Genomic DNA, 23,066 nt, shown 5'->3' with positions numbered 1-23,066 from the left:
TTCTCATAAGATATCAACCATCTAACAAATTGAACCTACACCAGTTGTTTAGACGTTTGCTGCATAAAGTGTCCGCGCCAGATCGCTGTCGGGGCCAAGCTCTACCGAGACTTTTCGGAGAACCTGTCTAACTCTTTCAGCTCGAGCAAATTCGACCGTTTCCGGAGACTCTCCTAATGCAGCGATTGCTCCTGCCAGGAACCAGTCAGCTACACGCCGGAATCCTTCTGGATACTGATTGGCTTTGGCGTCTGGATCGTATCGATCGCTGACCAGGTCGATCAGTAAGCCCGCCGAGGCCGTGTTTAGGCAACAATCACTCAAAACCCAGTCGATAATCTGATGTATGTTCAGCTGCTGCGCACCTGGGCGTTTTTCGGGTATCACTAAACCCTCCTTGTTGAGCTAAATAATATCGCTAATAACCCAAAAATTAAATCTAAGTTTTCTTGGTTTTTAAGGCTTCGAAAGTCAGCTTTAGGCGCGATGCTACATAGTTGCAGTGCTCACAGGCTTCGGCGTTAACTGGCATATCGGCTTCGAGACAAGCTTTAATTTCTTTGAGCGTTGGCTCGACCCAAGTAGCGTCACCGACATATGGAAAGATGTTTGTTCGAAACTCTAGCTTGTTTTCGAAACTAGGGTTTTTGGCAATCCCATTTGCGTATACAAAGTAGCCAGTATTACTGACCTCAAAGCCATTCTGACGTAGCAGCCATTGGTATACTTCCATTTGTCGACGGTAGCTATCGTGCCAACCACCCAACGGATCAAGATCGGTGATCTCTTTGTCTTTGGCGGTGGCTTTGTAATCAACCACAATCAGCTCGCCTTTTTCTGTAATCCAGACGTCATCAACTGCTCCGAATATCAGTAAATTGGTTGGTTTATGAACAGTTTGTACGCCTGTAAAAGTGTGGCGCCATTTATCGAGGTCTTTGTGAGCAAATGGCTTGGCCGGTACCTTAAACTCTATCTGCCATGGGTGCTGCTCGCCTTTACTCCGGTAGCTGTCGAATTCGTTCTTTAGCAGTTCGTCGACCGCCGAGTTCAACAAAAACGGTGGGCTCGATGGCCGCTTAATCTTGAGCCTTTCATCTAGCCAGAAACAACGCCGACACTGGGTAAACAGCTCAATCCGACTTCGGCTCAGCTTGTAAGCACTCGTCTGACCAGGCTGGTAGGCAGCTCTCTCCCATCGTTGATAACTCATAAACATAGTCTAGCAAATTGTCTTGCATCAGCCTAAAGTGCCGACTTATTTTTAGGTCTGGTAGTAAATAATAATCAGTTGATGAGCTTACTTGTAGCCACGATAGATGCTGTTTCTGCTCGATAGACAAAGTTTCCAAGTTGAATACTTTTTAGGCCAGCTTGTCTAAAATTCTCTAGCTCTGCATCAGACCAGCCACCCTCAGGACCGACTAATACTCCAAGCTTATCTTCGGTTGAGTCAGCTACATCGTCAGCTTCCATATGAGTGTAGTACAGTGCCAGCTTATCTATATATGTACCGATTGCTTGCTCAAGACTCATCGGTTCATGAATCGTCGGAATATCGCTTCGACCACATTGCTCGGTGGCTTCGATCGCGATTTTACGCGATCGTTCGATATCGAATTGGTTGTTTTCTGTCCGTTCGCTAATAATTGGCACAAAATTACTCACGCCCAGTTCGGTACATTTTTGGATTACCCAGTCGTTTTTATCTTTTTTAAGTAAACTCCAAAATAAATAAACGTGCTTAGCAGGAATTTTACGCATTAAATCGGTCACATGCTGCAAGCGGTAGGCGTTGGGCTCTGCCCTATCGATTTTGTAAAGCTTTTCGCACTCTTCGTCGAACAAGGCAACTTCGTCACCTTCCTTAAAGCGCAGCACTTTTTGCCACTGGTGGACCAGTTCTTTATCGTCGATCCACAACTCTTGGCGGAGTTCACGATCTTCTGATGGAATATAAAACCTATGCATTTTTAATGTTTGAGCTTTTGTTTTGATGATTGTGACTACAGTGTAGCAGATATGCTTGCAAAAATCAAGAATTGTTTTTTTAATATAAAACTGTACTATTTGATAGTCTTAACATAGGAGTACGTGGTTTGAACCATCACTTAAAAAACCTTATCAAAGATGTGTTAAAAGATATGTGGGCCGAAAAGCTGCATACGATAGGTTTCTACCTATCTGTTCCAGCTAATGTTATCTCGTCTCAGGCTATCCCACTTATGTCGGCATATATAATCGATTCGGCGGCAAATGGCAGTTTGTCCGGCAAGTGGAAGTTCTTAGCTGGTCTTTCGGTCGGCTTGTCGGCTTTAGTTTTTGCTCTCTACTCAATTTCTAGACGCTCCGATGTGATACTTAACAAAAAATTTGGTTTGGAACGGCGTGCTAAAGGTGTCTTTCAAATTCATAACTTGCCCTACGCTGCCTTGGTAGACAACGGTAAAGGCGACCTACAGCTAAAAGGCAACCGCAAAGCCTCGTATATAAATGTTTTTCGAATCGAATCCGAGTCGTTAATTAACATCATCATTACCACAATTATCACGATTGGTGTGATTGCCTCAAAGAGTATAACTTTCGCTTTTATCTATTTGGGTGTGTTTATACCAGCAAGCATTCTCTTAATTTGGTTTGCGCGCAAGCGAGTCGAGATCAATAAAACTTCTAACCAAGCTTTCGACGACTGGGGTACAGAGCTGACCGACACAATTCAAAATGCCGAGCTTGTACAACAGCAACAATCACAGACCCGAGAATTAGAAAGACTACTAGAGGTTGGTCGAAAACAATGGCAAGTTGGCTTTATTCGGGCCTTTTATGCTGTACGCCAGCAAATGATTGTCCAGTTTAGTGGCTTTGCCCTAGAAGCACTTTTCGTCATCATTGGTTTATGGTTTTTTGTACGCGGCGACATAACCATTGGTACATATGTGTTATTCCAGTCTTATGTAGCTATGACAACTCGCAATGTTAATAATATTTCTCACTTTATCAGAAACTTTAGCGAAGAAACTAGCCTTGCCACCGGCCTCGACGAAGTTGAAGAGAAATATCAGAAAGTCTCAGAACCAAAAACAAGTAAAAAGTTACCTGCAGGCCCAGTGTCTATTAGTATCAATAACCTAGACTTCCAGTATCCAGACTCAAACACCGAATCGTTAAAATCGATTAATCTAGAAATCCCTGCTTCACAAAAAGTTGGTATTGTCGGCAAGTCCGGATCGGGAAAAACCACCCTAACCAAACTTTTGCTTAGGCTCTACGAACCTACCAACGGGCACATTTATATGTCAGGTGTAAATATCGACAAATTAGGTTCGGCGAACACACGCAAAGTAATCGCTTATGTACCTCAAGAGCCCTCTCTATTTAGGCGAAGTATTAAAGATAATATCATCTACGGCTCGAGCAAACTCGATCAAAAAGAACTTGTGCGGGTTACTAAACAAGCATACGTAGACGAGTTCGCAAAAGACCTACCCAAAGGTCTGGACACGGTTGTCGGCGACCAAGGTATAAAGCTATCTGGAGGTCAACGTCAACGAGTAGCTATCGCACGAGCCTTAGCCAAAAATGCGCCGGTTTTACTTTTCGATGAGGCTACCAGTGCCCTCGATAGCCAGAGTGAAGCCCACATTCAGAAAGCCTTAAACACCGTTATGAAGGGTCGAACCAGTATAGTTATCGCACATCGACTAAGCACATTAAAGCATATGGATCGAATTGTGGTTATGGACGATGGCAGGATTGTCGAGGACGGTACCCACGCCGAATTGCTCGAGGAAAAAGGTCTTTACTACGAGCTCTGGCAACATCAATCTGGTGGTTTCATAGAATAACTGCCATAGGCGCTTAAGCTTTGCTACAATATATGTGCAATGCGAGGTGCGAGGTTTTTTGGTTTAGTCTTATTCTTTGTTATAACCTATATTTCCCTGCCTTCTACTTTACAAGCAGCCAGTGAATGGAATGACACAGTTATCAATCGACAGATTGATTTCCCATCTAATCCAGATACTCGCGAGATGGGGACATGTGCCTACTTCGACACCAATAAGGTTTTGCTTAAAGAAATCGAAACCCAAAATAGCCCGCTCATCTCCTACAAATACACCAATACTACCGAGGAGATTCTCCAACCACTTGGCGACTATTGCTTAACTCGAAGCAACGCTGGTTATCACTGGCCGGGTTTCTGGGCGCCAGACCTCGATACTCCCGAAAAAATGTATGAGCTGCGCAATACTCAAGGTGATTTATGGTTTGCCCCGAATAGTGATAGTTATCTTTATCTTCAGCCCTATCCACGTATAACCTACGCCCGTTATCTAAGTTTTAATTCTGGTTTCAAGGCCGGCACAAATGGCAAATTTACTACTCGCACAATCGGCAGTGGTGTGTCAGCGCTTGAACAAAAAGGTTTTACAGTCGACCCAGCTAGTTTTACAGATGCTTATAGGTATTCCGATAATCAATACGTGGTATTGAGTTTTCAGGGCATCTGGTTTTCGGCTAACGGACGCTACGCAGCGGTAATGGTTTATGGACAAGGTTTTGCAATGATAGATCTACAAACGCGTAGCTACACCCCATTTGCAATTAGCAAGTCAACAACTATGCCGTTTCTCGATATTAACGTCGACTCATATGGTCGATATGTTGTAGTAGATAGCGGGCTACCAGTAGTTTACGACCTAACATTGTGTACTTCGTACTCCGATGGCAACTGGCCGAGTAACGGTTTCGCCAACCTGCCGGCAACTTGTGTGCCGAGTTACAATAGCGCTGCAGATTTAGTACCTTATACTAGTAACTACACTAAATCTTTAGGCTCGTGGATAACCCCAGATGGGCTACGTTTTATTCATGATCGCACCAACCCAGCTACAGGCCAGAATATTCGGCTAGAGTTCTACCCTGCTAGTCGGGCCAATTCTTTGGGCGAACCGAACGGTGCAGAAGGTTATCTGGCTATGGGAGATAGCTACTCTAGCGGCGAAGGCGCCTATGACTACGAGCCAGGCACAGATGAGAAGGGTGATATTAGTACCTATGCGGAACGTAATATGTGCCATATTTCCCGCAAAAGCTACTCTTACCTTCTGGCGATGGAACTTGGATACCTGCTAGACAATTCAAGCCAACCGCCAGCAGATGGTTTGTTTCATTCGGTTGCCTGCAGTGGTGCCAAAACTCACAATATTATTGGAAGCCCGCTTGGCGAAAAGCAGAGTGATGGTACACAAGAAGAGTTCACTTCTACGAATAATCAGTACCGCTTTAGTGCATCCAGCCTCATGGAGGAATGGCAATCAGGAATATCTACCCAAGAAAGTTTTTTACACCCCGGTTTATTACCAGACAATTTGAACCGTAAAGGCTATAGTAACCCCGAACAAATTACCCTAGGTATCGGTGGGAACGATGCATTCTTCTCGGATTTCATTCAAGCTTGTATCTTTCCGAGCAGTCCGGGTACTTGTCCGCAAGCCGAGCCCGGCACAGCTGAACATGCACAGACAATTGTCCGAATTGCCAAAGTTAAACCAAAACTAGTTAAGGCCTATCTAAAGCTCAAACAAAGTGCTCCGGAGAGTCGTATATATATTCTTGGCTACCCAACAATCACCAGCCCGACTGCCAACGATTGCCACATCGGAGTGCTATTTAACGCGACAGAGAGAGAATTTATTTTTAATACCACCAAGTACCTCAACCAGATTATTAAAGCCGCCGCCGACGAAGCTGGGGTATTTTATGTTAATGTCGAAGATACTTTTAACGGCTACTGGCTGTGTTCGAATAAGGACCCTGGTCTAATCGCAGTGAATGGGCTAGATATCGAGACCGATACAGATTTATTTGGACTCTGTCCGACCGAGTGTATTGGTAACAGCTCGTACCACCCAAACCAGTTAGGCCACCAATTATATGAGTCACAAATCCTCCTAGCTACCAGCAATCTAACCCAGCCGATGCCCGAACCAACTGCATCGCCTACACCATTGCCCGACTCAGTTGTCTTTGGAAATGATGCTCGCGACGCCGTCGTCGAAGCCTTGGCAGATGAATACAGTATTGATCCATTAAAGCTAACTTATCCAGATCCAGGTACTCCTAGCCAGATCTCCAAAGAAATCACTGGGTTAATGCCAGGCTCGGTGGTCGATGTATACGTACACTCTACCCCGCAGCTTGTATTTTCCGGGCAAGTAGATACGCTCGGAAAGCTAACAGTCGGCTTTTCACTGCCAGACAACCTAGAGCCTGGTAGCCATGAGATAGTTATTGATGCAGTCGATATCTATGGCAAAAAGCACCAATACATCGATAGTTTTCTGCTTGGTTTCGACCAGCAAGACTTTGACGGCGATGGGATAGTCGACACAATAGATAGTTGCATACTTGTACCCAACTCCGGTCAAGACACCGATAGAGACGGCATCGATGATATCTGCGACCTTAATGTTGGTGCCGAAAAACTGCATGGTAATAGTGGTAATAACGACGACCCAGCCGACCCTAGCAATCTAAAACCACAGCGCGATGTGTCGGTCATAACTCCGGCTCTATCCCTTACAAATAAAGTCACCCAACTGTTTGCTGCAGGAGTTTCAGCTGCTAATTCCGCGAAATCTACAGCAGGAAATAAAAGCACCAAGGTATTAGGTGCTCAGTCCGACAACCAAACAATAGCCAATCCTGAAAATAGCGACACAAGCACCGACAACAAATTAGCTGGGCATAATTGGATGCTGTTTCTAATTGTCTTAGGTTTATTTGGTGCTATGGTAGGAGTTACTTTTGCTGTAAATAAGCATAAGTAATATACTTAATCTATGCCCAGAGCAAGTAAAACTACTCCGAAAAAGAAAACTCCAGCCAGCAAGCAAGCTACCCCAAAAGTAGTCTCAAAGCAGTCCAGTAACGTCTCTATGCTGCATAAAGTTGTTAGCTTAGCCTTTAAACATAAACTGGTTAGCTTTTTTATATTACTTTTGTTTATACCTTTGAGTATATGGCTAAATGGTAAATACGACGATTGGCAGAATCGCCGTTTTATGACTAACCTATTCAGAGACTTTAATGAATTAGTTGATTTTACAAACTCATCCATATCAGCTGATGCTGAGTTTACTAACTCTTGCGGAATTACACAGGAAAAGTATGGAGGCAATCAAATATGCTATCTAACAATCACCTACCCGGAATCAGATGCCCAACAATACAATACATTTACGAAATATATTGATGAAAATGCTAAATTTACAAAATCTGATAAGCCACATGGAAAGTTGGGATTTTCCGAGGAATATATGGGAAATGTAGCCTGCGGCATGTCTGCAGGACCTAATATCTATTTTGATTGTCAGACGGCAGTGCGTGATGCTAACGTCGAATATGCTCAAGAGCTCTTCGGTCAATAAATCAACTAGTTTAAATAAAGCTCGTGCTTTACCCTGCTCCAATATTGTGTAGAATTACTGCTTAGGTGTTCTTTTACAAAAGGAGATTTCGCGTGACCACCTCAGAAATCTGGGATATGGTAATGGACATCGTCGCCCTGTTTCTGGTGGTGGGGTTGTTCTGTTTCATCATCTGGCAGCATTCGAAAGACGCGGAAGGCTGTAGTTTGCCCTGGAGGCTTACCTACGGTATTTCGTGGATCTTGTTCTTGTTCACTTTCATACCGTTTATCCCGCTCGGGGTTGCGGTTTACCTTGGAGGCCTTGCGGAATCAAACTTGTTCGGCGCAGCTATGTTCTTCTGTGCATGGTATGGACTTGGAATTATGTTCTACCTGCTATCGAAGTACGCTCGCGAACACCGCAACGCCCCGACCAACTAGAGAGCCCTTGGCCACTCGTTGGCCGGGGTTTTCTCTTTTTATATGAAATTAGTTCCAGATCTCCCAAGCTCGAGCCTCGGCAACCTGGCGAAGTTCTGGCGTTGGGCGATAGGCTATTGGTCGCTCGACAAGCTCAAGCATACTTATGTCTGTAGCCGAATCACCAATCGCAATACTATCTTTTAAAACAAAACCAAAAAGGTCAATCAAACCCTGTAGCCACTCGCCTTTTGTTCTCTCCGATGCACGAATTATCGATCTTGGTCCAACAAATCCATCGATATTCTGAGCCATCGGCGCGATCACAAACTCAAATGGACCAACATTATCGCAAAATGGTTTGACGACCGCATACGGAGAAGTCGAGATGGCAATGGTTGTCATGCCGTCGACTGCCCATGCTTTGTGCATTAGGTCATAGACGGCACGATTAGTATTAATGGCGACGCTCACAGCCGTATCTATGCCCACCTGAACATAATCTTTGAACGACATCTGGCCTAAACTTTGTGCTTGCTGGAGTGCGTTTACTAGTGCCTCATCCGAGGTGTTAGTAAAATATTTTTGGACCTCTTCTAGATCGCTCGGAATTACGCCATGATTGATAAGTTCGATAACAAAATCATGTGCTAGCGTACCCGCATACAACGTCTGATCGATATCGAAAGCTGCAAATCTCTGCATTAAAACCGCTCTTTAGAAAGATAATGTCCTGAATAACTTACATTAACCCGCAGATAATCCTCTATATTTATGGGCGCAAAGTACCGCCAAATATTTGCCAAGCTAAGGCGCTTTTGGCAACAAGGCTAAGAACCATATAGGCTTTTTCGCCGTAAAGATAGTCGGCCCACTTGCCTTTCTTTTTGTACTGCAACCACATATTAACTGCAAAACTACTAAAGGCTACAAAAATGCTTACAAAAATAATGTAAACAAAGGTTGGCGGATTGCCACTGCCATAAAACCAGTTACTAACAAAGTAGCTGGCAACAACAAGCCAAGGTACTAAGCCGGCAATTGTGCCAACCCAATAACTCAGCCAATTTGGTTTGGCTTGACCCTGATTGTGCGTTTCCATAACTAAACCAAGTAAGTTCATGACTGCAGTTAATGCAAACATGCTAAAGGCTAGTGGTAAACTAACTACACCAACTAATGCTGCGATCGCGACCATCATCGTACTGGCGCTTACAGCGTACTCTACCCAGCGAGCACGGTTCATACCTTTTTCTAAATCAGCTTTATATTTTTTAAACCAAGGTCCGGCAATTACAAAATGGGCTATCGAGCTCATCGCGAAAAAGGCCACAATTAGCCAAGCTAGCGGTAGTTCGAATAGCAAACGCGAAGCCGACTCTAAACTCTGTGTAGCTTCGTTAAACGTTAGATATTCTGTTCTAAAAGGCACTCGGAAATCCTTGGCCAGTAAAAACACCGCTACTGCTTGAGCAGCATGAAGTACACCTAGGGCTAGGTTCCACTGTTTTAGTTGCATAAACTTATCTGTAGCGTTTTTCTTTTTAGCTGCAGGTTTTGCTACCTTAGTAGCAGTTGTTTTGCTGGTTACTTTTTTTGCTACCGTTTTTGCAACTGGTTTTTTAGAAGTTGTTTTGACAGCGGCTGTCTTGCTCGCAGCTGGTTTTTTGGCAGCTTTTGGTCGTGCTGTGCTAGGTTTTTTAGTAGTCGTACGTTTGGACGAAGCCATAATTAATAATATCCCCTTAATTCGAATAATAGTTTACATTAAACTCATCTGTATTACTAGCTGGCTAATTATCGTGTCTGATTGTGCAGCTCAGAAACTCTAGAAACATATCGCCAACTACGAAAGCCTGTCCATAAACAGTCTGTGCCGCCGACAATTGCCATATAGATTGGGTTGCCATTACCAATAAGTTCGTAGCCTGCAAAACCAAGAACATACGTACCAATTATGCCCTCTGTGCGAAACTGGCGCGCGTGCATTTCTGCTATGTCTGTATGCACATGATTTAGGCGATCATTTCGGGCATCTTCGATTAGTGCGACTGTGGAAGTTGCAGTTGCGGCAGCACAAAAAACACCAGTGGTCGCAAGCTTCGGCGAGTGGTCGACCATGTACTCGACAACCGGTGCGGCAAATGCCGAAACTGCCACAACTGTAGCTAAAGATATTTTGCTTGCCTGGAAAGCAGCATTTAGTTTTCGCCAGCGGTTACCTGTTTCATTGCGCCAGGCTTTGCGAGCATTACGAATTACCCACCAGGCATCTTCACCCCCCAGCGAAAAAACTGTTTTTAGATACGACAAACCGACTGCTTCGCTAACAACAGCCGCACCGCCAACTGCGCTCAGAACCCTTGCATCATCTCGTAAGTGGCCTTCGGCTTCATCGAGCGTGATATCGGACAAACTATGGCTATGGCCGGCCTCGGCATGGTCGTGTTGATGCTGGTGTTGATCGGCGCAAGGCAATCTATCATCGACATCGTGATCGTGACCTGACTGCTCGGGCATATGTTCATCATGCTCTCTTGACATAACTTATATTTTATACCAAAACAGTATATATTGAAAGCTTAGGCTTTTAGTTCCAGAGCTGGAAATGCTTAGTTAGATTATTGACCGTTTCGTTTTCGCCATACAGCGCGATACCATAGATTACTACTTCGTCGATTGTTTGATATTTGAGCGACTCAACTATCTCGGCATCACTATTTGTATCGATCATCTCTTTTATAAATACATGCAGCCGGATACCTGCTTCTTTGGCTTTGTTGTACAGCTTGTGTAGCTCTTTGAGCTCGGCTTTCTTGATAAGGATTGGGTGCTGGCTGTTGCGGGGCAACATGTGGTTATCTTTTGTTACAAAAAACTCACCACTATCAAATTCGTCTTTGGCCATTTTGTGAGCATGGTAGGCGCTCATATGGGCGGCCGTGTTGGCTACTTGCCATGACTCTAGTTGCTTGTTGACCACCGCGACTATCCTTTTGGTAAAGTCCTGCTCGCGGCCACTGGCATTGGCGAGCAAACCATCGGCAGCATATACTTCGGGGTAAATGCCCTTAGTTGTCTCGTCAACTTCCCTGCGAAGTTGTGGGAACACGACACCTTCGCGGGCGGTTACACCTTCGAGCATCCAAAATAATCGCTCGCTATTGCCATAGCCACATGCCGGCGGCATGCCATACTCGAGCATCTCGACAAAGTCGACATCCATCATCATCGCCTCGTCGTCACCCGCCTGACGCATCTGCTGTTGCTGCACAAACCGACCATATTGATCTAGCGGATCGTTAAGCTCACTATATGCTTTGCAAGCTTCGCTGCCACCCAGCATTAGGTTGAACTGTTCACTTGAACGGTTGTCGGAATTGTTGAGTTTGGCGAGCGGCTGCAAGAAATCAGGTACTTCAATCAGAAATGCCGGCCCGGCAATTTTAATGCGTTCGAGTTTCCAAAGTTTATCGATTACCCGGCTGCGGTTTTCGACTTTCTCGACCTCGCCACCAACTTCTTTGAGTTTGGCTACTGCTTCTTCGAGGCTGCATGTGTGCACATCTAGACCATATTTTTCTTGGAGTAAGCCAACAAAACTTATTTTTGGCCAATCTTGATCGTCGGCGCCTAGATCGATTTGCATACCGTTGGCTAGCGTAAATTGGCGGGTTCCCCAAGTGTTGTCGGCAATGTAGCGCACCATTCTCTGAGTTAGTTGCATGCCATCTTCCCAGTTGGCATAAGCCCAGTACCATTCCATAGCTACATGTTCGGGTAAATGTTCATCACTATAGTTTTCGTTGCGGAAGCGTGGGCCTATGTCGTAAACCTTAGTAAAACCAGCTCCCAGTAACCGCTTGAGTGGCAACTCATGGCTAATCCGCAGATAAAAGTCTTCGCCAAGCGCGTCCATATGAGTTACGAATGGGTTGGCATCTGCCCCACCAGTCGTATGCTCGAGTACAGGAATATTGATTTCAGTAAAACCTTCACCGTTTAAAAAATTACGAGTTGCTTGCCAAAACTTGCTCCGACGAACAAATCGCTCACGAACTTCTGGGTTAACCGCCATGTCGAGGTAACGTCGGCGTAGGCGTGATTCTTTGTCGTCGAGCTTGTCTGGCAGTGGTCGGAGTACTTTGGTTAATATGCGCACGCCTTTGGCCTCGATCGAGAGTTGACCGGTTTGGCTGTTGGCTACTACCCCAGCTACCTCTACAAAATCACCTCGCGTTAATAAGCCTAGATCTGCAAAACCAAGTAAGCCTTTTGGATACTCTGGTTGGAGTGAGCCATCGTGCACTATCACCTGGATTGTGGCCCCGGAATCTTCTAGGTCGATGAATTGAACCTTGCCGTGCTGACGATGTGCAACTAACCTACCGGCTATACAGACACCTTGGCCCATCTTTGATTCTGGGTTGTTAATGATTTCAGAAACCTGAGTATCGCGAAAGCTCTTGGCTGGATACGGATCTATACCCATTTCGCGTAGTCTTGATACTTTTGCTAACTGCTCGTCTCGATATTCTTTGAGTGTTGCCATAGTTCGCCTTATTCTACCTTACTTAAACTTTATAGACCAGCTACTGCTAGCTGGTCTAAGTAATACAAAAACTATAACCGCTAGCTGATGCTTGCGACCTTATATTTCTTGGTTTTGCTCGGCAAGACGATCTCGACGTCATCACCAACTGATTTACCCAAAAGTGCACTACCGATTGGCGAGACATCGCTTACTTTGCCAGAAAGCGGATCAGCCTCAACTGTCCCGACAACTGTAAAAGTGGCTTTACCTTCTGCATTTTTTAATTCAACCACCGAACCTAGCACAACTTTGTCGGATTTACGCTGCTTAATAACTGCCACGTTCTTTAGGATGTGATCGATTTCGGCAATTCGCTTTTCAGTACGTTCTTGGTCGGATTTTGCAGCAGTGTATTCGGCATTCTCGGACAAGTCGCCCTGTTGGCGCGCAATATTAATAGCTTCGGCGATTTCCACTCGCCGACTCATCAGCTGCTTGATTTCTGCATTTAGCTCTTCGATTCCGTCTTTGGTTAAGTGAAACTGTTTATTCATAATAATACTCCTATTTAACAACTCAGCGATGTCCCCACGTATCTGGCTCAAAGTAGTTTATTAGCGCTTCAGTCTACACTAGCAAATGCCGGTTGTACAGCTTTATTTTATACAACCAAAAAACTACTTTGAAAGCAGTTGATGTATATGTTTGATTAATGATTTAAGCTCGACAAGTTCGGATTCAGCACTGGTGCGCAGCTTTACTTCTACTTGATCACTTTCTAGGCTCCGTGGACTAATTACGAGCCGTATCGGTATACCTAATAAATCCGCGTCGGCCATTTTTTCGCCTGGCCGCACATCGCGATCGTCGTAGAGTACATCTATTCCGGCTTTAGTGAGTTGCTCATAAACATCATCGGCTCGGTCTTGTATATCGCCAATACTTACAAGATAAACCTCGTATGGAGCTACGTTCGCCGGCCAGACAAGCCCATGCTCATCGGCGTATACTTCGGCGATTGTAGCTAGTGTGCGTTCAACCCCAATCCCATAACAACCCATGTAGTACTTCTGGCGAAAGCCTTGTTGATTTGTAAACTCGGCATTTTTCATTAAGTTTGAGTAATGGTAGCCAAGCTGAAAAATATTGCCCACCTCTACACCTTTTCGCATTTCTAGAGGTTTGCCAGATTTTGCCTTAAAGCCTGCTTGGGCCATGGCGATATCAAACTCTTGATCTAACTGATAGTCGCGCCCAAAATTAATGTTAAGCAAATCGCGATTTTTGCTATTGGCCCCGCCATACGCATTCTTAACAGTTTTTAAGCTTGGGTCGCCGACAACAATTAGCTGTCGACCAGATTTTGTTGTTTTAGATATCTTTACCGGCGAAATGAAGCCGGGTTCGCTACCTATATCATCGCGTATTTCTTCTTCGTTGGCCAGTCGTAGATTGTGCAGGCCCAAGCCTCGCATCAACTTGGTTTCGTTAACTTCAAAATCTCCCCGTATAACCGCTAAAATATAGCGATTATTGGCCTCGTCTACATACATCACATCTTTGATCTGCTGCCACATCGGCAGATTGTGCATTGCAGCACCGTCCTGCATAGTTGTACCGCGCTCGGCGTCAACTTCTTTCAGCTCAGCTTCTGGTTCTTCTAGATTAAGCGGTTCGAGTTCAAAGACTGCAACATCTTCGTGAGCTACATATTCACCATCGGTGTAATAGGTACTCTCTCCCACTTCGGCATCGGCGATAAACTCATGACAATACTCGCCCCCGATATAACCGCTATCGGCTTCTGCGACTGCTGTCTCGAGCCCCAGCTCTTTAAAAATATCTGTATATGTCTGGCGCATCGTCTGATAAGTTTCTTCGAATTGCTCTTCGTTACCAAACGAATAAGCATCTTTCATGGTAAATTCGCGAACTCGCAATAAACCACCTCGAGCGCGCATTTCATCGCGAAACTTCAAGCTAAACTGATAGACATTAAAAGGTAGATCTTTGTAGCTTATATTAAACTTACGCACTAGATCGACAATCATTTCTTCGGCTGTGCCCCCAAGCGCAAACTTTGCGCCTCGACGATCAGTAACATAGGTCAGTTCGTAACCAGCTGCATTATCTCGATTAGTTTCTTGCCAGAGCTCTAGCGGGTGCAGTGTTGGTGTAACGAGTTGTTGTGCTCCAGCCTGATCCATATGTTTTTTAATAATCGCGATGATTTTATGTTGCACTTTTATGCCTAGCGGGAGTAAGTAATAGCGGCCTGCTGTCGACTCCCGAATATATCCTGCCTGCACTAATAAACGGTGCGACTTTACACTTAGGTCGGTACCCTCGTTTTTAGATGTTTTACCAAATGCTTTACTGTATCTCATATTTGTATAACCACTTATCGAAAGTATAAATCAGATATCATTTAAAAACAAAGGTTGCTAAACATGAAATATAACTAGAAATGCCAAGATATTCTTGAGCATATGCATCAACATTGTTACCACCAGATTGTCGTGTATCTGCAAAACGTAAATCATTACCATCGACAACACAAACGTGTCGATGGCGACATTCCACTGCCAATGTGCAACTCCAAATAAAACACTAGTAATTAGTGCAGCCGCAACTACCCCTACTAAGCCCTTGAGGCGACGAAACAAAAACCCCCTAAACAACACTTCTTCTACAAACGGTGGGATTATCACTAAAGTTAAGAATGCATAAACTATATCTAAGCTGTGCTGCGAAACATTCTCAAAACCAGTTTTTTGAGCTTGCTCTAAGTCGACTAGCTGAAAATGCGATAAGACTATACTTATGGTTAAGAAGATCACAAAGTAGGCACTAAAACCTAGTAAGGCATAAGTAAAAGTTTCTTTGGTCGGCTTACGTATACCCAGTTTATGAGCCATCGCCGCAAGAGTTTTGGCGTGCCTTCTAAGAATTAAATAAATACAGGCGAGAATAGTCGCTCCAAAAGCTAGGCTGATAACTGTTGTTTGCCAAGGCTCGAGCTGGTCGACTTGCTGGTTTTTGGTCAGTGCTAAATATACAAATGCGGCTACAAACTGACCAACAAAATAGATTGCAGTCGCAGTTAACACGGTTACTAGTGCAAAGAACTTCTTGGATTTATAGAATGAATCTACGGACATCGACAATCGTGATTAATAGCATTAATGCCAACAATGCAGCCATACTCGAGCCGACAATTCGCTCTTCGAGGCTTTTTGTAAGAGGTTTTTTAAGCACTTTTCTAAACAAGACTGTGAGCATTAGACGGCCACCGTCTAGAGCCGGAATCGGCAGACTGTTCATAATCGCCAGGGTTAGAGATATCGTGGCAATAAACATCAGTAAGAATCTTAGCCCATAATTAGCGCTCTGCTTGATTACAAAAAATATACCTAGCGGACCAGCCACCGAGTTCTCGGCTTCTTGAGTGTTGCCGCTAAAAAGTGCACTAATTGCGTGCCATATTCCTTGAAAAGTGACTTTTGTATACTGAGCGCTCAAGACAACGCCTGTGATCGGTGACGACCAGGTGCTTCGCTGGAGTACAAAATCTTGTGATAGCACTCCAAAATAGCCTTTCGGGGTAGCGCAATCTGTCGCGCCGCTCGTCATACATGAGTCAAATTCTTGAACACTTTGACTATGCTCGTCTTCACTTATAAAGCTTACCGGTTTTACGAGTTCGGTGCCACCTCGCTCGAGGACAACATTCACCGTCTGCCCAGCATAAAGCGGAGTTGTGGCTTTTAAGTCTTCGTAGCTATTGATCTGGGTCTCGCCAATTTTTAACAGCTTATCGCCCTGTTCGACTCCGGCAATTGCCGCCGGCGAATTATTGTCGACATAGTTAATGTAAGTCCGCTGGTCGATAATCTTTGTATCGCGCGCCACGGTGAACTGTTGGTCGGTTGTGATTGGCTCTAGAGGCAGGAGTTTAGGGATACCGACGGCGGCAAGAATCGTAAATAAAATTACGGCAATTATGTAGTTAACGGCTACACCAGCAAGAATAATTTTTGCTTTGACTTTTAAGCTCGATCCACCATAGGTACGCTTACCCTTTGCATTATCGTTTTCGCCTTTAAGGCGCACGAATCCACCCAATGGCAACCAATTGATTGTGTAGTAACCCCGGAAGATGCCCTTGCCCATTGTTTTGCCGGCAATCTTTGGTGGAAAGCCTAAACCAAACTCTTCAACATCTACACCATTGCGCTTGGCAATCAAAAAATGACCATATTCATGCAGTATTACTAGTAACTGAAATAATACAAGCCCAAGGATAATCAGAAATATATTCACTTAGCCTCCAAACCGCCGGTTACGCGCCGAAAATTCATCGATAATCATTGTAGCATCGGCCGGACTAAAATCTGGCCAGTGTTTATCAATAAACAACAGTTCTGCATAAGCTGCTCGCCATAGCTGAAAACCACTGATTCTTTGTTCGCCGCTTGTCCGCACCAGCAGATCGATTGGTGGGACTTCTGGTTGATACATGTTTTCGGACAATGTTTGCTCATCGATATCTTCGGGATTTATGCCAGACTCAACAATACCTTTAACCGCATCGACTATCTCGGTTGTGCCGCCGTAGTTGAAGCAAAAAACAAGTGTGCCATTCTTACCATTTTTAGAACTGTCTTCGAGATCTTCGATTGCCTCACTTATATCTTTGTTAATCTTGCCATCACGTCGTCCGGCAAACAGAATTCGATAACCTCGATCAATCAAACGCTGGCTGTCTTTTTTGAACAGCTTTACAAATAACTTCATCAGATAGCCAACTTCCTCGGTAGTCCGTTTCCAGTTTTCGGTAGAAAATACAAATAAAGACACATACTCGACACCTTTATCAAACAAGGCTTCGGCAACGAACTCGATATTGTCGGCACCTTTTCGGTGGCCTTCCATTGTCGGTAAACCGTTTTCTTCGGCCCACCGCCGATTACCATCTAAGATAATCCCAATATGCTTTGGAATTAGATCTTTGATCTTAGATCTTGGATCTTGGAGGCTCATTTTATCCTCTTCAAAGAGTTTGTTAGTGCTGTGAGCATGCGGCCAATTATCTCACATTCTGTTAATAAATCATCTGTTTTTACGCCGTGAAGTCTACTTGCAAGTATCAGCTGCGTCTCAACTTCTGCTAGCGAGCTAATGGCAACATAAGTAAACTGAACAGTTTCCTTTTTATTGGCACGCTTTTGTCCCTCTGCAATATTCGACGGGATCGATACGCTAGCTCTTCGAAGCTGATCTGCTAATGAATATTTCTCGTAGTCGGGTAGTTTTTCGCACACCGAATATACTGCTACTACAAATTTCATGGAACGCTGCCAGACTTCTAGTTTTTTATAATCGTAGGTCGACATACTCTAAGCTCTGAGCTCTAAGATCCAAGATCTAGGAAATTAGACTGTAAGGATTTCCTGCTCTTTGGTTTTGGCTACAGTTTCGATTTGGTTTTTAGCTTTGTTCATAGCTTCGTCGACTTGAGTTTCGAGACGCTTGGCTTCGTCTTGGCTTGGCACATTATCTTTGATTTCTTTTAGGGCGTCATGGCGTGATGTACGCATACTAATAAAGGCATCTTCCTTCTTTTCGTTGAGCACTTTAACAAGTTGTTGACGACGCTCACTAGTTAGCGGCGGTACCGGCACGCGTACAACTCGACCATCGTCGCTTGGGTTGAGGCCCAGCTGTTGATCGTTGCGAATTGCCGCACTAATAGCCTGGATGTTATTTGGATCGAATGGAGTAATCTGGAGCAATGTATTTTCGGGGACGCTAATACTACCACACTGAATCAGTGGCATTTCGGTACCGTAAGCTTCGACCATAATGCCGTCGAGCATACTCGGGTGAGCTCTACCAGTTCGAACTTTCGAGGCCTCGGCTTCGAAATGCTCGACCGACTCGTTAAACTTTTTACTAGCAGAAACTACGTATTGTTGACCATCCATAAAACCAAAATAACTCCTTAATAGACTAATATTATAGCACGAACAATCTTTGCAATTCGCTAAGATCTGGTTGATCGCTAGGCGGCTAGCTGCGTGGGGCTATCGTTTGCCAGATGATTGCTTGGGGCATTTCGGCGACGATAATTTACTCTAGACGAAGCTGAACGAAATGTACCCTCGAGAACGCGCCTAACCTTCATGTTTGTCTTTAACCTTGTAGCAAGATCGTTTATCTGAGACTCGAGTGCAGGGTTACTTAGCCTATCGTAACGACCAACTTTAACCCCAAGCTGCTCGAGCACGCTATACAGCTGACTAGCTGTAGAGTACTCTTTGTGTCTACTCAGCGTATATTTGGCAGCTCGCTGAAGTCGTAGTTTATTTTTTATCATATCCTTGAGCTGTTCGACGGTCTCTGGGCTAGCCGCCTCGAGTTGAGGCAAAGCTCGCTCTATATATAGTGGATCCTCTTTTAACACATAAGCTATCTCACGGCCCCATGACTGGGCGTCGTTTTCCTCAAGCTTTGCTAAATGATGAGTCTCGGGATACAAAAGTGCGTCCGCCCGGATTTGTTTTTCGTCACCACTACGCAAGTCTTTACGTTCATCTTCAACTTGGGCTTCAACATGTTCGAATGCTTCGTCGACATATTTTTGAACTAACTCAGGGTCGTTGGAAGCTTCGATTTTTTCGTTCGCATAGCGTAGTGCTAATCGGGTTAAAATTTCTTTAGCTTTGGCCGCCTTCTCGCCGGATAATTTTGATTCATAAACTGTCTGCCCGGTGTTACGATCAATCCGCTCGATAGTTACGTCGCCGTCGTGTTTTGCAACATATTCATCGACTGTTGCGCCACTCCCACCACTTCTGTCTACTAGTATGTCGTGATCATAGCCGTAGCCAGCATTGTCAGTGTGTGCTAAATACAAATCTCCTACAATTTTAGGCTGCCCCTCACCACCCGTAATGTCGCCATATGTTAGTGTGCTGGCGTCCTGACTCGCATCTGCATAGACATTGCCAAAACCCCTATTATCGAACCTACCCGGCGCAAAACCAGCCCTTCGATGCTGATCGAATCCTGCCATGTCTCCAATGGCTTTGTCGAGTTCTTGTTCGTAGTTAGATTGTGGTGCTGTTTCGCTCATTTTTGCTTACCTAAAATTTCTTTTTATTTTTTGCTTAACTGTTTAATACTTTTTGTATGTAATAAGTATGCATACATATTAGCATAAGCTTTACGGTTTGTCAATGTTTGTTTAAGGCTTTGCATAGTCTAGAGCTATGGCATTTTACCTATCGAAATTAGTGCACTGATTTACTTTTTTATTACTTTGTGCTATAATATGTTTGTTCGATTAGTGAGGTTGGGCGTCTTGCCTACCCGTCGACGCACACCACAAGGAGAAACACCATGCTCGACCTGCTGACAGGCCCCGAGTTCCTGATCATCGCAGTGGCGGCTGCCGTCACTGCGATGATCTATATCTTCGGCGTGCTCAGCACGCTGGCGATGCTCTTCCACGAAGCGTGGAAGTTCGTGGCCGCCTGGGCGCTGCTCGACTACGCCACAGACTGGACCTACCAGCCCATGCCCGAGTGGAGTCCGCTTCTGACTGGCGCCACCGACATCGGCGAGCTGACACTGCAGCGTCTGGCGATTGCCGGCGTGCTCTGGCTGATCTTCGGTCGTATGACCGTGATCCAGCCGACGCGCGTCAGCGCCGCCGGGCGGCAGCTCTGGCAGGTGCTCAGCGAGCGTCGCCGGCAGCTGATGAACGGCCAGGTAAACAGTGCTGCGCTACGCAAGATCCGTCCGACAAACGACACCGACCTGCGGGACCAGCTGCGGGCCCAATACGGCTCGAACGTGGCCAACCTGTTCGACCGCAGCCACAACAGTCGAGGCGACATCACCGCCTCGTGACTGCACCTGCCACCGGCTCTTCGCTAGCAATAGCGAATGAGCCGGTGGCAGTGTTCTCCTTGTGAATACATTATTACAGTTAAACTGTAACTGATGAGCTTTCCGCTAGCTAGCGGATGTAAAGCGAAAATGTATCTTTAATACTTTTGCCCGCCAAAAGTATTACAAAAGCTCTTGGGTAGAATGAAGATCACTACTAGTTTTATCTATAAGTTTAAATCTGTTCTTGCGGAAAGTTTAGCTATCGCTAACCTGGTAGTCCTCAGAAGTATAAGATTGACTTAAACTTTCAGATAAACCTAAACGGATCTTTATGAACCCAAACCCGAGATTAGCAAGCTTACTGAGCTTAAGTATGTGAGTTAGCTCTAAGATCCGAGATCTAAGATCTAGTTCTGGCTGAGAAGCTTTTTGTTACCTTTTTCTAGAAAAAGGTAGGGATTGTTTGTCTGTACATAAATAAAAGAAATGGGTGGAAAGCTTTGCGTTTTAAAAAGTTAACTGTAACTTCTCTCCAAAGACCGCACCACCTCCCCTACTGTTACTTAACCACTACCAATAACCGCACGTTTAATTAGTGTTTTGTGCGCTGGTTATAAATTTAATTTAAATTAAATTTAAATTAAATTTCGAGCATCATATGAACTTTTTTAATTTCATAGCAAAAAGACCCAAATATATGGGTCTTTTTGGCGGTGCTGAGGCTTAGTCTATTCGACTTCGCCAAGTTGAATACGGCTAAAGCGGCGGACAACGATGTTCTCGCCTAGTTTAGCAATGCGCTCTTTAAGATAGTCTCCAACCGTCTGATCGGGATTCTTAATATAAGCTTGGTTTAGTAAACATACCTGATCGTACCATTTGTCCATCTTGCCTTCGGCTATTTTGGCAATCATTTCGGCGGGTTTGCCGCTCTCTTTGAGCTCGGCTTCGACTAGTGCTTGCTCTTTGGCAACTACATCGGCCGGTACTTCTTCGCGGGTTACGTACAGCGGGCTGCTCGCGGCGATATGCATGGCTACATCTTTAACAAAACTAGTGAACTCTTCGTTACGAGCCACAAAGTCGGTCTCGCAATTAACTTCGACAATTACACCAATCCGATCGCTGTGAACATAGCTACCAACCACACCATTACGAGCCTCGCGCTCACTGCGCTTATCGGCCTTTGCAAGTCCCTTTACGCGCATAGCTTCGAGGGCTTTGTCGAAATCGCCATTGGTTTCTTCGAGAGCTTTCTTGGCATCAGTTATGCCGACACCTGTTAACTCGCGCAATCTCTTAACTTCCGATATGTCGATTTTCGCCATTAGTTGTCCCCCTCTTTGGCTTCGGTTTCTTTGGTTGCTGATGGCGCAGCTTTGCTGCTGGCCTTACCAAGCTCAATCGCCTTAACAATATATCCAGTTATTAACTCAATCGACTTGATAGCATCGTCGTTGGCTGGGATTGGGTATTTGACAGTAGTTGGATCTGTATTCGTGTCGGCGATAGCAACAACCGGTATACCAAGTTTGTTGGCCTCACGAATGGCCGTGATATCGGTAATCATATCGGACACAAAAACGATACCAGGTAGAGTTACCATGTCCTTGATACCACCATAGTACATATTGCCACGATCGATATCTTCTTGAATTCTCTGAACTTCGAGCTTGTTGTATCGATTAACATACTCACCCGAAGCCATTTTGGCTTCGTGATCTTTAAGCTTTTTGATCTGGGCTCCGATGGTTTTTTGGTTGGTCAACATACCACCCATCCAGCGTTCGACCACATAAGGCATATCGACCGATTCGGCTGCCTTACGAAGAATTTCTTTGGCTTGGCGTTTTGTGCCTACAAATAGTACTTTTTTGCCGTGGCTAGTCGCTTTAGAAATTGCACCTAAAGCTTCTTCGAGCGAATCGACAGTTTTGGCTAAGTCGATGATATGGCTACCACCTCGTTTACTATGAATGTACTGGGCCATTTTTGGGTGCCAGCGACTGGTTTTGTGTCCGAAATGTGAACCGGCTTCCAGCAAAGCCTTGATATCTACGTCTACTTTAGAGCTCATCTAGGGTTTCCTTTCTTGATGAGGAGTATGTCTTGTTCTCGATTCAGGGTACAGTTCTTGCGACAAAGCATATCTTGACGATACGCTGCGGAGCAAAACTGCGACCTGGCGAGTCAAGCATGCTTCGCAATCGGAAGGTTACCCTAAATGAGTTCTAAGGACATTTTTCCTTTACCTTCGTTTGCCTCGCCCGATAGTCGGGAGGAATGTCTTATTTTAGGCAAACTGTTTCGTTAAATTATTTAATTCAATTAAGACAGGTAGACTTTAACACATTGCCATGTTTTCGGCAATACTCCTTGCAAAGAAGTCGCACATCTGGTATATTCTACCGGTTATGAAAACCAACCTACATCCAGATAACTACCAGATTGTTGTCTTCGAAGACCTAAACAACGGTGAACGCTTTTTAACCAAAAGTACTGCTAATAGTGAAGAAACTGTTAAATGGGCAGATGGCAACACCTACCCGTTAATTAAAGTGCATATCACTAGTGCTTCTCACCCGTTCTTTACTGGTCAGGAAAAACTAGTCGACGTCGAAGGCCGTGTCGACAAGTTTAAAGCCCGCCAAGAAGCCGCTAAAAAAGCTCTGGAAGCCCGCAAAGCCGCCGCTACAAAACCTGTTGCCAAAAAAGAGACTAAAGAAGTTCAGAAAATCGGCAACCTCAAGACCAAGCGTTAGCTACTCCGGTCGAATATATCACCTGCTACTTTGGGGG

General features: G+C 44.8%; 23 protein-coding genes. 6 read left to right on the top strand and 17 right to left on the bottom strand.

Translation table 11 applies throughout. From position 1 onward, the window contains the following. Positions 1-48: 48 nt before the first annotated feature. The 3 genes from H6798_02305 to H6798_02295 all read right to left on the bottom strand — a co-directional run bounded on the left by H6798_02305 (position 49) and on the right by H6798_02295 (position 1,971). Positions 49-387 (bottom strand): hypothetical protein, encoded by a 339-nt coding sequence (locus H6798_02305; protein MCB9821345.1) that lies wholly within the window; start codon positions 385-387, stop codon positions 49-51. A 52-nt stretch (positions 388-439) separates the two neighbouring features. Further along, positions 440-1,213, bottom strand: coding sequence for a PD-(D/E)XK nuclease family protein (locus H6798_02300; protein ID MCB9821344.1), 774 nt, complete (start codon positions 1,211-1,213; stop codon positions 440-442). Between the two features lie 74 nt (positions 1,214-1,287). Next, complete coding sequence (locus H6798_02295) at positions 1,288-1,971, bottom strand: 16S rRNA (uracil(1498)-N(3))-methyltransferase (GenBank protein MCB9821343.1); 684 nt, start codon at positions 1,969-1,971, stop codon at positions 1,288-1,290. A 128-nt stretch (positions 1,972-2,099) separates the two neighbouring features. On the opposite strand from H6798_02295, the gene H6798_02290 reads away from it, so the two are divergent. The 4 genes from H6798_02290 (at position 2,100) to H6798_02275 (ending at position 7,855) form a co-directional block, all read left to right on the top strand. After that, on the top strand, positions 2,100-3,845 hold the full coding sequence (locus tag H6798_02290) for an ABC transporter ATP-binding protein (GenBank protein MCB9821342.1): 1,746 nt from the start codon (positions 2,100-2,102) through the stop codon (positions 3,843-3,845). 39 nt (positions 3,846-3,884) lie between these two features. Next, on the top strand, positions 3,885-6,833 hold the full coding sequence (locus tag H6798_02285; protein ID MCB9821341.1) for an SGNH/GDSL hydrolase family protein: 2,949 nt from the start codon (positions 3,885-3,887) through the stop codon (positions 6,831-6,833). 12 nt (positions 6,834-6,845) lie between these two features. Further along, positions 6,846-7,433, top strand: coding sequence for a hypothetical protein (locus tag H6798_02280; protein MCB9821340.1), 588 nt, complete (start codon positions 6,846-6,848; stop codon positions 7,431-7,433). A gap of 92 nt (positions 7,434-7,525) precedes the next feature. Further along, the gene (locus H6798_02275) at positions 7,526-7,855 is read left to right on the top strand and encodes a hypothetical protein (GenBank protein ID MCB9821339.1); all 330 of its coding nucleotides are present in this window, start codon (positions 7,526-7,528) and stop codon (positions 7,853-7,855) included. Positions 7,856-7,903: 48 nt separating this feature from the next. Here the strand turns inward: H6798_02275 and H6798_02270 are convergent, their stop codons facing one another. From H6798_02270 to H6798_02215, 12 genes are all read right to left on the bottom strand, one after another. Continuing rightward, positions 7,904-8,539 carry a haloacid dehalogenase-like hydrolase gene (locus tag H6798_02270; GenBank protein ID MCB9821338.1) on the bottom strand — a complete coding sequence of 212 codons (636 nt, stop codon included), beginning with the start codon at positions 8,537-8,539 and terminating at the stop codon, positions 7,904-7,906. A 67-nt stretch (positions 8,540-8,606) separates the two neighbouring features. Then, complete coding sequence (heR, locus tag H6798_02265; protein ID MCB9821337.1) at positions 8,607-9,353, bottom strand: heliorhodopsin HeR; 747 nt, start codon at positions 9,351-9,353, stop codon at positions 8,607-8,609. A 278-nt stretch (positions 9,354-9,631) separates the two neighbouring features. Next, positions 9,632-10,378, bottom strand: a complete 747-nt coding sequence (locus H6798_02260; protein ID MCB9821336.1) for a hypothetical protein — start codon at positions 10,376-10,378, stop codon at positions 9,632-9,634. A 46-nt stretch (positions 10,379-10,424) separates the two neighbouring features. Then, positions 10,425-12,386, bottom strand: coding sequence for a DUF2000 family protein (locus H6798_02255; protein ID MCB9821335.1), 1,962 nt, complete (start codon positions 12,384-12,386; stop codon positions 10,425-10,427). Between the two features lie 80 nt (positions 12,387-12,466). Continuing rightward, complete coding sequence (gene greA / locus H6798_02250) at positions 12,467-12,922, bottom strand: transcription elongation factor GreA (GenBank protein MCB9821334.1); 456 nt, start codon at positions 12,920-12,922, stop codon at positions 12,467-12,469. Positions 12,923-13,045: 123 nt separating this feature from the next. Continuing rightward, on the bottom strand, positions 13,046-14,755 hold the full coding sequence (locus H6798_02245) for a proline--tRNA ligase (GenBank protein ID MCB9821333.1): 1,710 nt from the start codon (positions 14,753-14,755) through the stop codon (positions 13,046-13,048). Positions 14,756-14,812: 57 nt separating this feature from the next. After that, the gene (locus H6798_02240; GenBank protein MCB9821332.1) at positions 14,813-15,529 is read right to left on the bottom strand and encodes a CPBP family intramembrane metalloprotease; all 717 of its coding nucleotides are present in this window, start codon (positions 15,527-15,529) and stop codon (positions 14,813-14,815) included. Next, the gene (locus H6798_02235; protein ID MCB9821331.1) at positions 15,507-16,691 is read right to left on the bottom strand and encodes a site-2 protease family protein; all 1,185 of its coding nucleotides are present in this window, start codon (positions 16,689-16,691) and stop codon (positions 15,507-15,509) included. The genes H6798_02240 and H6798_02235 overlap by 23 nt, the downstream gene beginning before the upstream one ends. Beyond that, positions 16,692-17,411 (bottom strand): di-trans,poly-cis-decaprenylcistransferase, encoded by a 720-nt coding sequence (gene uppS / locus H6798_02230; GenBank protein MCB9821330.1) that lies wholly within the window; start codon positions 17,409-17,411, stop codon positions 16,692-16,694. It lies immediately after the preceding gene. Next, entirely contained in the window at positions 17,408-17,764 is a 357-nt protein-coding gene (locus tag H6798_02225) for a four helix bundle protein (protein ID MCB9821329.1), read from the bottom strand. The genes uppS and H6798_02225 overlap by 4 nt, the downstream gene beginning before the upstream one ends. A gap of 39 nt (positions 17,765-17,803) precedes the next feature. Beyond that, positions 17,804-18,355 carry a ribosome recycling factor gene (gene frr, locus H6798_02220; protein ID MCB9821328.1) on the bottom strand — a complete coding sequence of 184 codons (552 nt, stop codon included), beginning with the start codon at positions 18,353-18,355 and terminating at the stop codon, positions 17,804-17,806. 77 nt (positions 18,356-18,432) lie between these two features. Then, positions 18,433-19,506: a hypothetical protein gene (locus H6798_02215; GenBank protein MCB9821327.1), complete on the bottom strand. Its 1,074-nt coding sequence runs from the start codon at positions 19,504-19,506 to the stop codon at positions 18,433-18,435. A 266-nt stretch (positions 19,507-19,772) separates the two neighbouring features. On the opposite strand from H6798_02215, the gene H6798_02210 reads away from it, so the two are divergent. Then, entirely contained in the window at positions 19,773-20,285 is a 513-nt protein-coding gene (locus H6798_02210; protein MCB9821326.1) for a hypothetical protein, read from the top strand. Between the two features lie 710 nt (positions 20,286-20,995). On the opposite strand, the gene tsf is transcribed toward H6798_02210, so the two are convergent. Continuing rightward, positions 20,996-21,595, bottom strand: coding sequence for a translation elongation factor Ts (tsf, locus tag H6798_02205; protein MCB9821325.1), 600 nt, complete (start codon positions 21,593-21,595; stop codon positions 20,996-20,998). Continuing rightward, a complete protein-coding gene (rpsB, locus tag H6798_02200) occupies positions 21,595-22,344 on the bottom strand; it encodes a 30S ribosomal protein S2 (GenBank protein MCB9821324.1) in 750 nt (249 codons plus the stop codon). The genes tsf and rpsB overlap by 1 nt, the downstream gene beginning before the upstream one ends. 337 nt (positions 22,345-22,681) lie before the next feature. Between rpsB and H6798_02195 the strand changes: the two genes are divergently transcribed. Further along, on the top strand, positions 22,682-23,029 hold the full coding sequence (locus tag H6798_02195; protein ID MCB9821323.1) for a type B 50S ribosomal protein L31: 348 nt from the start codon (positions 22,682-22,684) through the stop codon (positions 23,027-23,029). Positions 23,030-23,066: the final 37 nt, after the last annotated feature.

The organism is Candidatus Nomurabacteria bacterium, assembly GCA_020631905.1.
Classification (GTDB): domain Bacteria; phylum Patescibacteriota; class Saccharimonadia; order Saccharimonadales; family VXPC01; genus JACKGQ01.
The sequence above is the reverse complement of the archived record's forward strand: the minus strand, read 5'-3'. Positions and strand labels throughout refer to the sequence as shown.

Excerpts from the sequence above, each read along its gene's own strand:
- heR (MCB9821337.1), bottom strand. The coding sequence starts at position 9,353 with ATGCAACTAAAACAGTGGAACCTAGCCCTAGGTGTACTTCATGCTGCT.
- H6798_02260 (MCB9821336.1), bottom strand. The coding sequence starts at position 10,378 with ATGTCAAGAGAGCATGATGAACATATGCCCGAGCAGTCAGGTCACGAT.
- frr (MCB9821328.1), bottom strand. The coding sequence starts at position 18,355 with ATGGATGGTCAACAATACGTAGTTTCTGCTAGTAAAAAGTTTAACGAG.
- H6798_02210 (MCB9821326.1), top strand. The coding sequence starts at position 19,773 with ATGCTCGACCTGCTGACAGGCCCCGAGTTCCTGATCATCGCAGTGGCG.
- H6798_02285 (MCB9821341.1), top strand. The coding sequence starts at position 3,885 with ATGCGAGGTGCGAGGTTTTTTGGTTTAGTCTTATTCTTTGTTATAACC.
- H6798_02245 (MCB9821333.1), bottom strand. The coding sequence starts at position 14,755 with ATGAGATACAGTAAAGCATTTGGTAAAACATCTAAAAACGAGGGTACC.
- H6798_02295 (MCB9821343.1), bottom strand. The coding sequence starts at position 1,971 with ATGCATAGGTTTTATATTCCATCAGAAGATCGTGAACTCCGCCAAGAG.
- H6798_02300 (MCB9821344.1), bottom strand. The coding sequence starts at position 1,213 with ATGAGTTATCAACGATGGGAGAGAGCTGCCTACCAGCCTGGTCAGACG.
- H6798_02225 (MCB9821329.1), bottom strand. The coding sequence starts at position 17,764 with ATGTCGACCTACGATTATAAAAAACTAGAAGTCTGGCAGCGTTCCATG.
- tsf (MCB9821325.1), bottom strand. The coding sequence starts at position 21,595 with ATGGCGAAAATCGACATATCGGAAGTTAAGAGATTGCGCGAGTTAACA.
- H6798_02240 (MCB9821332.1), bottom strand. The coding sequence starts at position 15,529 with ATGTCCGTAGATTCATTCTATAAATCCAAGAAGTTCTTTGCACTAGTA.
- greA (MCB9821334.1), bottom strand. The coding sequence starts at position 12,922 with ATGAATAAACAGTTTCACTTAACCAAAGACGGAATCGAAGAGCTAAAT.
- H6798_02255 (MCB9821335.1), bottom strand. The coding sequence starts at position 12,386 with ATGGCAACACTCAAAGAATATCGAGACGAGCAGTTAGCAAAAGTATCA.
- H6798_02215 (MCB9821327.1), bottom strand. The coding sequence starts at position 19,506 with ATGAGCGAAACAGCACCACAATCTAACTACGAACAAGAACTCGACAAA.
- uppS (MCB9821330.1), bottom strand. The coding sequence starts at position 17,411 with ATGAGCCTCCAAGATCCAAGATCTAAGATCAAAGATCTAATTCCAAAG.
- H6798_02280 (MCB9821340.1), top strand. The coding sequence starts at position 6,846 with ATGCCCAGAGCAAGTAAAACTACTCCGAAAAAGAAAACTCCAGCCAGC.
- rpsB (MCB9821324.1), bottom strand. The coding sequence starts at position 22,344 with ATGAGCTCTAAAGTAGACGTAGATATCAAGGCTTTGCTGGAAGCCGGT.
- H6798_02195 (MCB9821323.1), top strand. The coding sequence starts at position 22,682 with ATGAAAACCAACCTACATCCAGATAACTACCAGATTGTTGTCTTCGAA.
- H6798_02270 (MCB9821338.1), bottom strand. The coding sequence starts at position 8,539 with ATGCAGAGATTTGCAGCTTTCGATATCGATCAGACGTTGTATGCGGGT.